Genomic DNA, 12973 nt, shown 5'->3' with positions numbered 1-12973 from the left:
TTCCCTATCATGGGTGCATGAACTGATGATGGAGGTTTCCCATGCGCAAACCGCGTGATTTTGATTCGGAACTCAAGGCGCTCGCGGACAAGGCGCGGCAACTCAAAGAGCGACGGGTACGCCAGCTTGGCGAACTGGTCGCGGCGACCGGTGCGGATGGGCTTGATGTTGATCTGCTGGCGGGCGCCCTGCTGCATGCCGTCACCACGAAAGACGGGGGTCTGAAGGAGGGCTGGCGCAAGGCGGGCATTGCCTTCTTTCAAGGCAAGCCAGCTCAGCCTCCGGCCGGCACTGAACACCAGCCGCTCGGCACTTTACCACTTGAAGGTGGCAAGGCATCGGCTTGAGGCCAGAAAGGCGCGAACCGACATGCGCGAATGGGCGGTCAAGCGGCGGGAGCGGACCCGGCATCTGATCGAGCTGGGTGGCCTCGTCGTCAAGGCCGGTCTGGTGGAACTGACCGATGACGATCGGGCCACTCTCTATGGCGCATTTCTCACGCTTGCCGAACGGCTGCGCGGTGAGGAAGGCCTTCAGGCGCTGGCACTCTGGCAGCGCAAGGGCAAGCGAGCGTTCGAAGCGGAGGCATCAGAGAGTTCCCCCGGCACGAAGAAAGGGTGACCATGTGGAAGGCTGATGGCGCGGGTTAGTCGTGCATCAGCGGGACAATAGAGGGGGCGCTTTCTGTCATGCCTGCAGCCTGATCGACTAAGCGGCAGCCTCAAGTGCGGCGATCTTTTCCGAGCAGACACTATGCACGACACGGCCCAGCTCCTCGACCTGGGTGCCGAGCCAAGCCAGCTCTTCTTCGCTGATCGTGTAATGTTTGGAGTAGCGGGCCTTCACATAGGCGTCCTTCAACTTCTCGAACATCGCCCGTTCGGCTCGCGTATCGCGCGGCCAGACGTTGAACAGGCGGAAATCGAGGCGTTCGGCCTGGGTGCGCAGGAACCCCAGATTGTGAACGTGAGGGGTGTAGAATGTCGTGACTAGAAGCACAGCATGGTAGAGCCGTTCGACACACTGATGGAGTTCAAACGCCGATTTCTTGAAGCGGCCACGCTCCAAGTTTGAGCGGAAATCGTCGAAAAATTCCCCAGCTGTCGGAAACCACTCGTCAAAATACTCTTGCGCCATAGTCAGCGCTTGCGCTGGCGTTTTTGGCCTCGGCTTGTGCAGTTCGCTTTCGTCGGCTTGATACAGCGCGATCCCCTCACCGGCGACGTCCATGAAGAAATAGCGCCCATGGGCGAGGCCGTCGTTCACCTCCTGCAAGGTGTGGACGATGAAATTCACCGGCGTCTTGAGCGTCTGGGTGATGGCGAGTTCACGCATCAGCCGCTCGTCGGTCTTCTCCCAATATTGAACCCGGTCGGTAAGCTCCTTCTGGTTGACGATGATGAGCAAATCATAGTCGGACTTGTAGCCCTTGGCGGTATGCGGCTCGTCCACCCAGCCGCCGCGCGCATAGCTTCCGTAGAGGATGATCTTGTGGATGCGGCCCGCCTTGCGCTTGCCGGTCGCGAGATTGTTGGCGTCCCCGAATTCCTCGAAGATGATCTGCACTACGCGCTCCAGTTCGCGCTGTTTGGCTGGCGGCAGATGGTCGAGGTCGTTGCGCATTGCACCCCTCCTAACCAAACAGCGCCCGTCCACCAAATGAAGATGAACGGGCACGGCCGGGAGACTATCGCCAAAATGGCGATTCATTGCGGAGACCCGTCAATCTCCCGCACCAGATGCTTAAGCGCGGTGGCGAAATGCCGCTCCACCGCGCCCACATCCTCCCCGATGCGGAAGGCGATCTGCTCATAGCTCAGGCAATCAAGGCTGTGCAGCAGGAAGACGATGCGGGGAATGGCGGGAAGGCCGGCCAGCGCTGCGCGATAGCGCTGGCGCTCTGCGGCATGGGGATCGTGGGTCATGCCTCCGCCTCCCCACGATCTTTCTCTTGGACAAAGGCGAGCAGATAGTCGGCGGCCTTGCTGGCCTGACTGGCGGCACGAAAGATCGCCTTGCTGTCCTCGCGCAGAACGGCCAGCCATGCGCCCAGATAGTCGGCATGGCGCACGGTTGGCACGATCCCCAATTCCGCGCAGAGGAAGGCGCTGGCCAATTCGGCAATCAACTCCTCCCGCGCATAGGCAGGACTGCCAAAGCCGGTATCGGGCAAGCGGTCCAGCCGCGAGCGGTGTCCACTCAAATGCCCTAGCTCATGAAAAACTGTGCGAAACCAGTTTATCGGCTGATGGAAATGTTCGGGCCGGGGCACGCGGATATAGTCATCCTGCGGGGCGTAATAGGCTTCCCCGCCGCCGATGCGAATGTCCGCGCCCGTCGCCTCTATCAGCGCCTGCGCAACGGGCAGGGTCAGCGCCTCATTCCATGTCGTGACAGCAGTCATTGACTGATCGCCCAGCCCCTCGCAGTGGTCGGTGTTGAAGACAGTGAAGCGCTTCAGGAAAGCAATCTGTCGTGGCTCGCCATCCAGGCCGGTCGGGGCGTTGTCGCCCTCCTTGGGCGTGAACCGATCCGCATAGCAGACGGTAGTGCCCCGCTCCCCCTTGCGGACATTGCCGCCCATCGCCTGCGCTTGGGCATAGGTCAGCCAGCGCTGCGACCCATAGCCTTTCCTCGAACAAGCGGCTCCAAAGGATGAGCACATTGATGCCGGAATAGCGCCTGTCGGTGCCGGCATTGCGCGGCAAGCCCAAGGCCGCCCTGCCATCATCCCATGGCCGCACCCATGGCAAGGTGCCTTCCTCGATCTGGGCGATGATCCGATCCGTCACCTCACTATAGAGGGTAGCGCCGGCCCGTCCCTTATCCTGATATCCCATTTCCTTTCTCCTTCCCGCATCGCACCGGCCGCCGGAGGGGCGGGGGTGGGCGGCAGGAGCGGACCGGCAGTCCCACCGATCGAGGCGGGCTGCACCCGCAGGGCCGCAACGTAGTGGAGGAGTTGGGGCAAAGCCCCGACTTGCGGCTCGCCGCGGTGGGACTAGAGGTCAGCGACGCCCACCCCCGCCGCGCCGTCGGCCGATAAGACTCAAACAGACGCCATCGCGCCCCACGCGATGACCGCAGCCAAAAACTTCGCGCTGCCTACCGCAGCGCTCCGCATCCGTTCAGTCAAATATCGGGATCATGGGGGACGTCGGCCATGACGCGCCGATTATGGCGAAACCCACCTCGCACCCAGCGATGAAGCCAGATGTCAAAAACCACCCCCGAAAGGGGTATTGACCGGCACGTTTGAACAAAAGGGAAACCGCATCAATGCTGCTGCGTCACCACTGGAGATACGCGGCCTAAATGCCGACCACCCGTTCCTACAAATTGCGGTCGGCAGAAGACAGCAGAGGTGCTTCGAGAGCTGGCCGATCCGCTATTAGCTCTCCGGCTTGAACATTTGCTCCGAGCCGATACTGTCCCGTTTCGGGGGAGTGAGAGATGGCGCGGAAGGGCGGCGGCAATGCAGGATGCGGGCTGATTGCATTATGTATGGTGATTATCTTCGCCGTGGGAAAGTGCAGCGGCGGGACTGACAGTCACCCGGACGCGGGGCCACCTCTTTCGTTAGTCGGCCCGGACACGTCGGCTGTTGCCACTATCACCATGTATGTCACCACGGCCACCCTCAACTGCCGTGCAGATTCAGAGGCAGGTGCGCCAGTGGTTGAGAAGCTGGTGCGGGGCGACGTAGTGTCCGCTGGCAAGACGAGTGGCGCTTGGGTCAGCCTTGACCGTGTCGGCCAAGATTGTTGGGTCGCCCAGCGCTTTCTGTCCGAAAGCCAGCCGGAACCTGAGCGGGAACCAGCCTCACGGCCAACCCGGCTATACTCGCCCACATCCGACAGCTTGAGCGCGCTGCCTTCCCGGCGGAGCGGTGGCAATCTCAGCCGTAGCTGCGGATCAAAGCGGACATGCGGGCAGATGAACAGCTGCGCCGAGGCATATCACTATCTGAACGATTGCGGCCTGGGACGGCTGGACAGGGACGGCGACGGGATTCCGTGTGAGAGTATATGTTGATTGGTCGACGATACTGATGCCATCAGTTGATGGGAGCGGTCGATATCTGCAGCGGCGCCGTGGATGGGGCCGCGACGACCGAGGATTGAAGTGCCGGCGTTGGCGTGCCGTCGACATAACCAGTAAAGGTGTCACCGGCCTTCAGCCGCGCACTGTCCCCGCCTGTCAGCAGCCCCAGCACGCCAAAGCCCACGATGGCCAGTACGACGCCTGCGCCGTTGCCGTCTCCCCGATCGGCATATTCGCCACGAAGCGGGACCCGACCGGAGGGCAGGTCCAGATAAAGAAGCTTTGCGCCCAACCGCCCGGCCTTGCCTACAGCGCCATTCTTCTCAACGCTTGCTATCTCGCCCCACGCCGTTGCGCCTACTGGCACCATTGGCGCGCCGTTTATGTAGATTGGCTCGTCAACGCGCAGCTTGAATCTGTCGCCCAGACGCGCCGTCCGACTGTTGATTTCCTTGAGGACCATCAGACGCACGGGAGTGCCAACTGCGAGAAGTGGCGTGGTGACGGACGGCGCGGCAGGCGTCGCTGTCGCGACAGCCTGCGGCGTACTGACCGGCGCCAGCTGATCCTGCAAAGCGGCCGCCCCCGGAGTGGAGGCGGCCAGCACTACTGCAAGGGCCAGCATCAATTGCTCGTGGGCGCTGCGGGATCGAGAAATTTGATGGCGACGCCAGTAGCGCTGCTGGACCCCCAACTCAGGGCAGTGACATGCGCGTCGCCATACTGCGCCTTGATCACGGCATCGGCCCCAAGCTTCTCGCCGCGCTCCCACAACTCGCGATAGATTTTCTCCTGGCTGGGCGCCTTGCTGAAGATGGTGGCCTTGCGCACACCTGCCTTCACCTCGCCGATGACCCGATAAGGGCGATCGGTAATGTCGTAGGGAAACACCGGAAGCCCGATTTCCTCGTTGACGACCACATACTGCTTGGCCGCAGGCGCAGCGGCCACGATCTGAGCCGTTGCAACAACAGCCGTCGCGAGTGCGACGGCGACAAACGCCTTAACTTTCATAGCATCCCCCCGAATTGGTTCGGGGAGATTGCAGCGAGCCGGGGCACGCGTCAAGCAGGGTATCTAGACGTATGAAGACCTATGTTCCGCGCGTCCACTGCGCGCCGCCGTCAGCCATCTCGACCACCAGAATGTTAAAAGCCCCAGCCTTCATGCGTTAGCGGCATCACCGCATGACCGGGACTACAGGGTCGGTAAAGAAAACGCATAGAATCCGGCCCGTCAGGGAAATGCCAAGTCGATTTTCTCGACATTAATCATGTCGAAATCGCTTCGCTTTCCAGTAACCCTCACGCGCTTGCCCAATAAATGGCGATATCTGCCGCTGATGTCCAAGCGCCATTCACCCCCATCGTCGACGCGCAGCATGGGGAGCAGGCCATTCGCGAGAAGCACACCGGTCAACTCGTGATGTACGCCTCGCCCCATTGTATGTGCCCTTCACCATTAACCACGATTGCACGAATCTCTCATGCCATAATATACGTGTTTTAGTCAGCTTGAGAGGGGGCAAAGCTGGTGAGGGGTAAGATGATGTCATCCAACACGCTTGTCTTTGGTGTGCTGCGCCTGTGGCTTGCGGTGGATTTCACTTCGGATGAATGATCTGTCCAGCACGCCTGTTGAACGATTGTCGGAGCGACAAAAGCAATGCTTGCGTCTTGTGTACACGCGGCACTCATCCAAAGAAATCGGCCTTCAGTTGGGGCTTTCCTTCGATACCGTCGATCAGCATGTTAAACGAGCGATGCGGATCCTTGGGGTCTCCTCAAGAGGCGAGGCCGCGCGAACCTTGGTCTCGCATGAAGAAGGGCATCCCCAGCTATTGGGTACCCAATCGGAAGCGGTTGCGCTTGAGGCATCGGCGGAAGAACAACCGGACAAGATCGATAACCAGCAAGGGTTTCTTGTCCGGGCCTTCGATCTTCCGCCGATCGGGGGGCCCGATAATGACCTGACGACATCACGGCGAATTTTGGCAATCTCCCGCGTGGGCTTCTTCGCAGCTTTGCTACTGATTGCGACAATCGTGACCGTCCAAGGCATCATCACGCTCCTTAACTGATCAAAATGACCAACCGCAAAGAAGCGCGTTTCGCGCCACGGAGAAGCTATGCCCAAATTCAACCCCGCCGCCGGTCAAGTTGTTGCTGATGAACTCCGCGAGGCGTTCGTCAGCATTGATACCAGCGTTCATGACCGTGCCCGGCTGATGACCACGTTCATCGAGGCAGTGAAAGGCTCGGACCTCCCTCCAGTGCGTTCGCAGCGCGCCCTTCGTTCGCTTGCGGCGAGCCTGAACAAATGCGTTGAGAGCCGGGCCGATATGATCGAAGCCCAGAAGGTGATGATTGCCATCAAAAATGACAGCAATCTGGATGTTTACGATTTCGGTTGCCTGATCGGATCGGCCCAAGCCGAGCCGACTGTCGCACTCGCCCAGAGCGCTTGACGGGGAGCGGCGACAATGATCGAGAGAAGAGATGATCGTTTTGAAGGCCAGCTTTATTTTGCTGATGATCCTCAGCGCGATCTATTCCGTGATGATAGGTGGCAAAACTGCTCGCATCACATGCCTCATGATGATCGTCGCCGCTTTCGTGACGCAGGCCGTCACGCTCAATCACAATGTTCGCTGGCCGCTGTTTGCGGTCGATGTAATTCTGTTGGCGGGATTAATGTTCGTGGCCCTGCGCAGCAATCGCTTCTGGCCCCTCTGGACCACGGGTCTCCAAAGCGCGGGGGTCGCCGCCCACATCGCGGTGTTCCTATCCAGGCATATAGACCAGAACATCTACCACGCAGTTATGGGCATCTGGTCGCTTCCGATTTTTCTGGTGATGCCGATCGGCATTTTTCTCGATCAAAGGGCGGAGCAGCATAATGATGCTGAACGATCGAGGCGATCTCGAAAAAATCGAAGCGATGATCAATGAATTGTCAGCGATACGTCAGAATGTACTGGCGAAAGACCGGTCTACATTGCGAACCTATCATTCGATGTCGGACATTGCCCGGCATTACCTACGTCTTAGGCGTATTCGGGAATCTCAAATGCCTAATATGTTTCAAGATCCAGCTTGGGACATTTTACTAGATCTGTTTGCAGCCGCCATGGAGGGGAAAAGCATTTCGGTATCAAGTGCCTGTATCGCAAGCGCCGCACCGCCGACAACAGCCTTGAGACATATCGAAAAACTCAACCGGGCAGGCTTGCTGTACCGCCATGGTGCACCAGATGATCGCCGCCGCATTTTCGTATCGATTACGACGAGAGGTGAGGAAATGGCTCGGAACTTCCTGAACGGTCTCACGGCAACGACAGAAGCTTTTTCCGGCTGTTCATGATCCGCCGGAACATCTCCGGATCATCGATCATATCTAACCCCATTTGAAGATGGCATGCCGCTTCATAATAATCCAGAATATCGCATATTTCCAATGCTCGCCGAATCAGGACGACGGCCTGATGATGAAAATTATCTTCGGATCGGCCTGCTTGCATCGGCGGCGCTTAATCGCACTTCACTACATCGTCGAATCAAACATGATCCAATTTGGCGATAAATCTATATGGGGGGTTAGTGACTGGGGATTGCGCAATATTGATCGCAGACCGCAACGTCGACGAGTATGCGTGCCGCCGACAACTAAAGCATCTAACTTGAGCTATAGCTTTGATGTGATGGCTCGTTCGACCAAGCCGATCTTAACTGACAATTGCCTTGGATACATCTGCGACGAACTCAAAAGATGAGATGAACGCGATCAACACAACGACGAACCCATTGACAACAGGCTGCAACATATCGAGCATTCAGGCTGCTTCATCGCGCATGGCGGGCGTCCTTATAAGAGGTATGTCCAATGAACGACTCGACCTGATTATCGGCTTTGCCGCCTACAGCAGGCAGACACGACGTTAGACCAACAGAATGTTGGGACCGGGTGAGACAAAAACTTCGCTGATCGCGATCGGCGATAGCCCCCGGTGCCAACGCCTACCGCCTTTCGCTCGTGCACGTCGGCTGCCGTCAGCGCCTCCAACACAGCAGAGCATGACAGCCTCGGCGTGGGACAAACTCTTGTCCAGCGCTGCAAGGCATCGAAGGCTCGTCACCGGGAGGCGCATCACACGCGATTAGAGACAGCCCCCATGACCAATAGTGATCGTATCATTCGCTTGAAAACCGTTCTGGCCCGCACCGGACTTTCCCGCTCAACCGTATATCGCAAGATTGCAGATGGCACTTTTCCTGCTCAGATCAGGATCAGCGTCCATGGCGCCGGCTGGCGAGAATCGTCCATCAATCGATGGATCGCCGATCCGGTGGGCTATCGCGAAGTCCTGTTGGGAGGGCAGCCATGACGCCTGCCCCTCCCCTTCCCGAGCCGATCTGTGTGCGGGTGAACGAAGCCGCTCGCATGATTGGTGTAGGCCGAACCAAGCTCTATGCGATGATCGCTTCAGGTGAAGTGGAAGCGGTGAAACTGGGAAAAGCCACCCGGATCACCACCGCCAGCCTTCACGATCTTGTCAGGCGGCAGCGCGAAGCTTGATCTCCTCAGATGGCGCAGGGCCGGTTTCCTTGTTTTCTTTGACCGGTCCACGGTCGAGAAACTCGGCCCAGCGTGCCATCAGACTGCGTCGCTTCTCAAAGAAGTCGGTGCGCCGATAGGCGGCTTCAACCTTGTTGGGCAGTTTGTGCGCCAAGGCCTTGTCCGCAACTTCCTTCGGAAAGCGGGTTCGCTCCGCTGTCCAATCGGTAAAGGCGGATCGAAAACCATGCACGGTTACCCTCTTGATCCCGTCGTCCCGCAAAAGCTTGGTCATGGTCATATCGCTGATCGGCTTCTCGCCGTCATTGCTGAATACAAGACCAGTATCGCTGCTACGTTCGTCCCAGCGTTTGCGTAGCAGCACAACCGCCGCCGCAGACAAAGGCACGACATGGGTATCGCCCGCCTTCATCCGCTCGCCAGGGATAGTCCAAACCCCTTTGTCCAGATCGAATTCGGTCCAGACGGCGAAACGTGTCTCATTCGATCGCACGGCATTGTAGATGGTGAATCGTAGCGCGTCCCGGCCGGTCGTTCGTGCGGCTGTCGCTAGCCTGCGCATCAGCGTTGGCACATCATCATAGGCCATGGCTTCCAGATGCCCACTTTTCTCCACCTGCCGGGGCAGTCCTTTACGGACCGATCGCAGAGACAATTCATCGGGTATCCAGCCCTTGATATGAGCAAAATCCAGGACCGCGCCGATGCGCTGCAAAATACGGCGAGCCGTATCAGGAATTTCCAGCCAGATGGGTGACAGCACTTCAACCACGATAGGACTCTCCACCTCATTCACAGGCTTTGCACCGATCAATGGAAAAACATGATTTTCCAGGCTGGAAATCCAGCTTGCGTGTCGCTGGTTCTTCCAGCCTTCCTTCATTGCCTCATAGCAATCACGCGCCGCCGTCTCGAAGCTCGGCACCACCTTCCGCGACTTGCGCTTTTCAGCGACAGGATCGAGGCCGAGCCGTACCTGACGGCGCAGTGCCATTGCCGCGTCGCGCGCTTCGGCCAGCGAAACGTCGAAGATTGACCCCAGCCCGTAATCGCGACGCTTGCCGTCTTTCTGCATCCGCAGAACCCAGGATTTCGCGCCGCTCGGCTTGACGACAAGACATAGCCCACGGCCATCAACGTGGCGGCCTGGCTTCGCGTTCTTCACCTTCAATGCCGTAAGAGCCATCGGTTCGATTTCCTCCCTGAAATGATCCCACAATCGATCCCACACTGTGATGGGATTTCAGGCAAATCGGAGCGACCGACCGCGAACACCTTACAAGACAAATTCCTGATTTTACAGGAGAGTTAGAAACGTCGTGAACCTGCCTGAGATTAAAGTTATACGCCCGTAGGGGTCACCAAGACAAATCAAACACTTAGCACCATTTAGTCATTAGAGATTTCAGTATTTCGGTAATGGGTCGGTTCTAAACACGCTGGAACAGTGTGACACATCCACGAACTATTTGAGGTCCGTCGGACTGCCTGAACAACCCACAGCCGATGTGCCAACCTTCTAAGGTCTAGCGGCCAAGTGCCCGTAAAACGCTGCCTTTGCGTCTGTCAGCCGTCCTCAAACTAGGCGATCTGGCCCGACTCGGCAAGTATCACACGCTGGCCTATGTCCTGCACGGTCGGAAGCGGGCGTAGCCGAAGCTGTTCCTGATCGGCTTGCTCTTCCAACGCCCGGTGAGCCTCCTTTAAGGCTGCATGTTGCCTATCCGTAAAGATTGGATCGTGCGGGCTGGGCATCTGAACGATCAATTCATGGTGACGACTGAGAAACGCACCTGCGTCCTTATCTCTATCGACTTTCAAATCCCAAAGCCGACGTTTTATGTGGTCGACCGACTTCGTGATGCTGCCTGGTTGAAGGGCACCAAAATTGGCTACAAGCCGGGACCCGGCGAAATCAATCGTTACTTCATGGCTTCTACGCCGCCGTTGCGCGCCGATTAAATCCTGCCGGAAGAAACCGGAGAATGCGACATCCTGGCGAAGAACATAGTCCATGACCAAGCGTGGCAGCCTATCTACACCATCGCCGCCGACGCCCAGTGTTTCCGCTGTTCCTTCATCTTCGGTATCGCCAGTGATGACGTCATGGCGGTATAGCGACGAGGTGGCCTTCATCCAACTGGTTGCTATCTCCCTGAGGCTTCGTCCCTCAGTATCATGGACAGGTCCAATCTCGACGCCACTGACATGGAGGCCGGTGTCAGAAAAGGCTGCAAATCCTCTCGAAGCGAACTCGTCGTTTAGTTGTTCGAGTGCAACCACGGCAGCGAAGATAGCGGCTTCGGCATTGTCACCGTAGAGGCACCTTAGACGCTCCAGCGCATTCGCCTGTTCGATCACGAACCCCGATTGGTCGGTCACAGCGACGCCGATCACTAGCCGCTCAAACGCTCCCTCAATAGGGCTCAGAAATATCGGCGCCCAATGCGCACGGATGGTGCCCATCAGGGTCGGGAATGCATCAGAGGTTAAAACAATACTGGTCATATGATACTCGGGACGCCGAGAGCTTTGTTTGAATAGTATGCCACATACAAGCACCGATCACGAAGAAACTGCTTGAGCGCTGCAACCTCGTCCGATGGCAAAATCCGGTCGACTAAGCTGGCCTGGACCAAAGCATCTAGGTCGAGCTTCGACGCTACAGCTTCAAGGCCCGCCGCTTCTCCTGCTTTAATCTTCCGATCGTCCATCCCGATCGCAGGCGTCAGCCATGACGACAACCGATGTATGTATTCACCCTCGGGTTTTAAATCGGACGCGGTCCAAGCTGGCCCTGTGAAACCATGCCCATGGTCTATCAACCAGACATCCTTAGGCCCGCCAAAAAGCAGGTTCCCAGCATGCCGGTCAATGTTTGCAATCCACGTGTCGAATCCATAGCACCGTCCGAGCCCGACCCAAGATGAAATCGCCTGCAAAAGGCTTGCCTCAAGAGATGGGTTTTCTCGATACCGGAACACCACACTTGGCGATGTAGATCATGGCTTCGAAGCTCCTGTCTGTTTTGCAAGCACGCATGGCGATTTGTTTGAACTCTTTGAGTTTACAGAAGAAGTTTTCGATGAGGTGGCGCCACTTGTACATTTTGACCTGCCCCCCGGAAGGTCCCTCATTCTGATGTAGAGTCTGCCCACGAGAAGGAGCAGACGCATCAGGAAAAGCCGTTTCACCGAGGCGCAGATTATCGGGATGATCAAGGAGCAGGAGGCTGGGCTGCCGACAGTGGAGGTCTGTCGCAAGCACGGGCTGAGCACGGCGACCTTCTACAAGCTGAAGGCGAAGTACGGCGGCATGGAGGTATCAGACGCCCATCGGTTGCGGCAATTGGAGGACGAGAACGGCAAGCTGAAGCGGCTCTTGGCCGACAGCATGCTGGATAACGCGATCCTGAAGGATCTGCTGGGAAAAGGCTGACGACGCCGAGCCAGCGGCGCGACGTGGCGCTCGGTGTGATGCGGGACTACCAAGTCTCGCAGCGTCGGGCCTGCGTGCTGATTGGCGTCGACCCCAAGACGGTCAGGCGCGAACGCCCGCCGGACCACGGAGCCATCCGCGAAGCCATGCGGGAAATCGCAGGGGAGCGCCGTCGGTTCGGCTATCGCCGGATCGGCGTCATGCTGGAGCGCAAGGGCATGAGCATGAACCACAAGAAGCTCTACCGACTATATCGAGAGGAAGGTTTGTCCGTGCGCCGACGGCGTGGCCGCAAGCGTGCCCGGGGCAGTCGTACTCTAGTGCCCGGGGCACTTCACCCCGGTGACCGCTGGTCGATGGACTTTGTCGCCGATACGTTTGGCGCGTCGCGCAAGTTCAGGATTTTGGCGATCAACGATGATTGCTGCCGGGAGAACCTGTGCTTGGTCGCGGACACCAGCATCTCGGGAGCTCGAGTGGCGCGCGAACTGGATGCTCTGGTTCGCCTACACGGGAAACCGGCTTGCATTGTCAGTGACAACGGCACTGAATTTACGAGCCGGGCGATCCTGCAGTGGGCCAGCAAGAACAAGGTCGAGTGGCATTACATCGACCCCGGAAAACCCCAGCAGAACGGCTTCATCGAAAGCTTCAACGGCTCATTGCGCGATGAGCTGCTCAACGAAGAACTCTTCGACAGCCTGGCTGATGCCCGCCGGAAGCTGAGCATCTGGCGCTACGACTATAACCATGCTTACGCTGGGATGGGCGTGTAATTACAATTTTGTCACGCTTTTTGCCGGTATTTCGGGCAGCGTTATGAACGCCAAAAAGGGCGGTCCTTCACCGGATCGCCCTTTTTGAGTGTTTGTTTTGTGAATGGGTTTTGTGCGTGTGTAACAAAGCGCGAGCTATA

Annotated in this window: 17 protein-coding genes and 2 pseudogenes; 11 read left to right on the top strand and 8 right to left on the bottom strand. The window is 57.9% G+C overall.

What is annotated here, in order from left to right:
- The first annotated feature begins 41 nt into the window (after positions 1-41).
- Entirely contained in the window at positions 42-347 is a 306-nt protein-coding gene (locus BMX92_RS24710; RefSeq protein ID WP_093021744.1) for a conjugal transfer protein TraD, read from the top strand.
- Positions 348-369: 22 nt separating this feature from the next.
- Positions 370-621, top strand: coding sequence for a conjugal transfer protein TraD (locus tag BMX92_RS24705; RefSeq protein ID WP_093021741.1), 252 nt, complete (start codon positions 370-372; stop codon positions 619-621).
- An 87-nt stretch (positions 622-708) separates the two neighbouring features.
- On the opposite strand, the gene BMX92_RS24700 is transcribed toward BMX92_RS24705, so the two are convergent.
- The 3 genes and pseudogenes from BMX92_RS24700 to BMX92_RS24690 form a co-directional block, all read right to left on the bottom strand.
- On the bottom strand, positions 709-1623 hold the full coding sequence (locus tag BMX92_RS24700; RefSeq protein WP_093021738.1) for a HEPN domain-containing protein: 915 nt from the start codon (positions 1621-1623) through the stop codon (positions 709-711).
- 83 nt (positions 1624-1706) lie between these two features.
- Positions 1707-1925: a sigma factor-like helix-turn-helix DNA-binding protein gene (locus tag BMX92_RS27580; protein ID WP_093021735.1), complete on the bottom strand. Its 219-nt coding sequence runs from the start codon at positions 1923-1925 to the stop codon at positions 1707-1709.
- Positions 1922-2840 (bottom strand): annotated as a pseudogene (locus tag BMX92_RS24690) (ArdC family protein). Before BMX92_RS24690 ends, BMX92_RS27580 begins: the two are co-directional and overlap by 4 nt.
- Positions 2841-3453: 613 nt before the next feature.
- Between BMX92_RS24690 and BMX92_RS28500 the strand changes: the two are divergent.
- Positions 3454-4035 (top strand): excalibur calcium-binding domain-containing protein, encoded by a 582-nt coding sequence (locus BMX92_RS28500; RefSeq protein WP_093021731.1) that lies wholly within the window; start codon positions 3454-3456, stop codon positions 4033-4035.
- Between the two features lie 22 nt (positions 4036-4057).
- On the opposite strand, the gene BMX92_RS24680 is transcribed toward BMX92_RS28500, so the two are convergent.
- The 3 genes from BMX92_RS24680 to BMX92_RS24670 form a co-directional block, all read right to left on the bottom strand.
- On the bottom strand, positions 4058-4669 hold the full coding sequence (locus BMX92_RS24680) for a hypothetical protein (protein ID WP_093021728.1): 612 nt from the start codon (positions 4667-4669) through the stop codon (positions 4058-4060).
- Entirely contained in the window at positions 4669-5058 is a 390-nt protein-coding gene (locus tag BMX92_RS24675; protein WP_093021724.1) for a hypothetical protein, read from the bottom strand. Before BMX92_RS24675 ends, BMX92_RS24680 begins: the two co-directional genes overlap by 1 nt.
- Positions 5059-5280: 222 nt before the next feature.
- Positions 5281-5487: a DUF5818 domain-containing protein gene (locus BMX92_RS24670; RefSeq protein WP_093021721.1), complete on the bottom strand. Its 207-nt coding sequence runs from the start codon at positions 5485-5487 to the stop codon at positions 5281-5283.
- 169 nt (positions 5488-5656) lie between these two features.
- Between BMX92_RS24670 and BMX92_RS24665 the strand changes: the two genes are divergently transcribed.
- The 7 genes from BMX92_RS24665 (at position 5657) to BMX92_RS24640 (ending at position 8619) form a co-directional block, all read left to right on the top strand.
- Complete coding sequence (locus tag BMX92_RS24665) at positions 5657-6124, top strand: helix-turn-helix domain-containing protein (protein WP_093021718.1); 468 nt, start codon at positions 5657-5659, stop codon at positions 6122-6124.
- A gap of 48 nt (positions 6125-6172) precedes the next feature.
- Positions 6173-6511 (top strand): hypothetical protein, encoded by a 339-nt coding sequence (locus BMX92_RS24660; protein ID WP_093021715.1) that lies wholly within the window; start codon positions 6173-6175, stop codon positions 6509-6511.
- Between the two features lie 31 nt (positions 6512-6542).
- Positions 6543-6995, top strand: a complete 453-nt coding sequence (locus tag BMX92_RS24655) for a hypothetical protein (protein WP_093021712.1) — start codon at positions 6543-6545, stop codon at positions 6993-6995.
- Positions 6943-7407 (top strand): MarR family winged helix-turn-helix transcriptional regulator, encoded by a 465-nt coding sequence (locus tag BMX92_RS27150; protein WP_143066894.1) that lies wholly within the window; start codon positions 6943-6945, stop codon positions 7405-7407. The genes BMX92_RS24655 and BMX92_RS27150 overlap by 53 nt, the downstream gene beginning before the upstream one ends.
- Positions 7408-7528: 121 nt before the next feature.
- Complete coding sequence (locus tag BMX92_RS27145; RefSeq protein WP_143066893.1) at positions 7529-7816, top strand: hypothetical protein; 288 nt, start codon at positions 7529-7531, stop codon at positions 7814-7816.
- Positions 7817-8215: 399 nt separating this feature from the next.
- The gene (locus BMX92_RS24645) at positions 8216-8428 is read left to right on the top strand and encodes a helix-turn-helix transcriptional regulator (RefSeq protein ID WP_093021704.1); all 213 of its coding nucleotides are present in this window, start codon (positions 8216-8218) and stop codon (positions 8426-8428) included.
- Positions 8425-8619, top strand: a complete 195-nt coding sequence (locus BMX92_RS24640; protein ID WP_093021701.1) for a helix-turn-helix domain-containing protein — start codon at positions 8425-8427, stop codon at positions 8617-8619. The genes BMX92_RS24645 and BMX92_RS24640 overlap by 4 nt, the downstream gene beginning before the upstream one ends.
- Here BMX92_RS24640 and BMX92_RS24635 read toward each other — a convergent pair.
- Together BMX92_RS24635 and BMX92_RS24630 are read right to left on the bottom strand one after the other, a co-directional pair.
- Positions 8597-9805 carry a tyrosine-type recombinase/integrase gene (locus BMX92_RS24635; RefSeq protein ID WP_093021783.1) on the bottom strand — a complete coding sequence of 403 codons (1209 nt, stop codon included), beginning with the start codon at positions 9803-9805 and terminating at the stop codon, positions 8597-8599. The two genes, BMX92_RS24640 and BMX92_RS24635, sit on opposite strands and share 23 nt — an antisense overlap.
- A 395-nt stretch (positions 9806-10200) precedes the next feature.
- Positions 10201-11127, bottom strand: a complete 927-nt coding sequence (locus BMX92_RS24630; RefSeq protein WP_093021698.1) for a hypothetical protein — start codon at positions 11125-11127, stop codon at positions 10201-10203.
- Between the two features lie 666 nt (positions 11128-11793).
- Here BMX92_RS24630 and BMX92_RS24620 point away from each other — a divergent pair.
- Positions 11794-12809 (top strand): annotated as a pseudogene (locus BMX92_RS24620) (IS3 family transposase); the annotation flags it as partial.
- Positions 12810-12973: the final 164 nt, after the last annotated feature.

The organism is Sphingobium sp. YR768, from assembly GCF_900111125.1.
Taxonomy (GTDB): domain Bacteria; phylum Pseudomonadota; class Alphaproteobacteria; order Sphingomonadales; family Sphingomonadaceae; genus Sphingobium.
This window is presented reverse-complemented; position numbering and strand designations above follow the sequence as displayed.

Excerpts from the sequence above, each read along its gene's own strand:
- BMX92_RS24710 (WP_093021744.1), top strand. The coding sequence starts at position 42 with ATGCGCAAACCGCGTGATTTTGATTCGGAACTCAAGGCGCTCGCGGAC.
- BMX92_RS24705 (WP_093021741.1), top strand. The coding sequence starts at position 370 with ATGCGCGAATGGGCGGTCAAGCGGCGGGAGCGGACCCGGCATCTGATC.
- BMX92_RS24700 (WP_093021738.1), bottom strand. The coding sequence starts at position 1,623 with ATGCGCAACGACCTCGACCATCTGCCGCCAGCCAAACAGCGCGAACTG.
- BMX92_RS27580 (WP_093021735.1), bottom strand. The coding sequence starts at position 1,925 with ATGACCCACGATCCCCATGCCGCAGAGCGCCAGCGCTATCGCGCAGCG.
- BMX92_RS28500 (WP_093021731.1), top strand. The coding sequence starts at position 3,454 with ATGGCGCGGAAGGGCGGCGGCAATGCAGGATGCGGGCTGATTGCATTA.
- BMX92_RS24680 (WP_093021728.1), bottom strand. The coding sequence starts at position 4,669 with ATGCTGGCCCTTGCAGTAGTGCTGGCCGCCTCCACTCCGGGGGCGGCC.
- BMX92_RS24675 (WP_093021724.1), bottom strand. The coding sequence starts at position 5,058 with ATGAAAGTTAAGGCGTTTGTCGCCGTCGCACTCGCGACGGCTGTTGTT.
- BMX92_RS24670 (WP_093021721.1), bottom strand. The coding sequence starts at position 5,487 with ATGGGGCGAGGCGTACATCACGAGTTGACCGGTGTGCTTCTCGCGAAT.
- BMX92_RS24665 (WP_093021718.1), top strand. The coding sequence starts at position 5,657 with ATGAATGATCTGTCCAGCACGCCTGTTGAACGATTGTCGGAGCGACAA.
- BMX92_RS24660 (WP_093021715.1), top strand. The coding sequence starts at position 6,173 with ATGCCCAAATTCAACCCCGCCGCCGGTCAAGTTGTTGCTGATGAACTC.
- BMX92_RS24655 (WP_093021712.1), top strand. The coding sequence starts at position 6,543 with ATGATCGTTTTGAAGGCCAGCTTTATTTTGCTGATGATCCTCAGCGCG.
- BMX92_RS27150 (WP_143066894.1), top strand. The coding sequence starts at position 6,943 with ATGATGCTGAACGATCGAGGCGATCTCGAAAAAATCGAAGCGATGATC.
- BMX92_RS27145 (WP_143066893.1), top strand. The coding sequence starts at position 7,529 with ATGATGAAAATTATCTTCGGATCGGCCTGCTTGCATCGGCGGCGCTTA.
- BMX92_RS24645 (WP_093021704.1), top strand. The coding sequence starts at position 8,216 with ATGACCAATAGTGATCGTATCATTCGCTTGAAAACCGTTCTGGCCCGC.
- BMX92_RS24640 (WP_093021701.1), top strand. The coding sequence starts at position 8,425 with ATGACGCCTGCCCCTCCCCTTCCCGAGCCGATCTGTGTGCGGGTGAAC.
- BMX92_RS24635 (WP_093021783.1), bottom strand. The coding sequence starts at position 9,805 with ATGGCTCTTACGGCATTGAAGGTGAAGAACGCGAAGCCAGGCCGCCAC.
- BMX92_RS24630 (WP_093021698.1), bottom strand. The coding sequence starts at position 11,127 with ATGACCAGTATTGTTTTAACCTCTGATGCATTCCCGACCCTGATGGGC.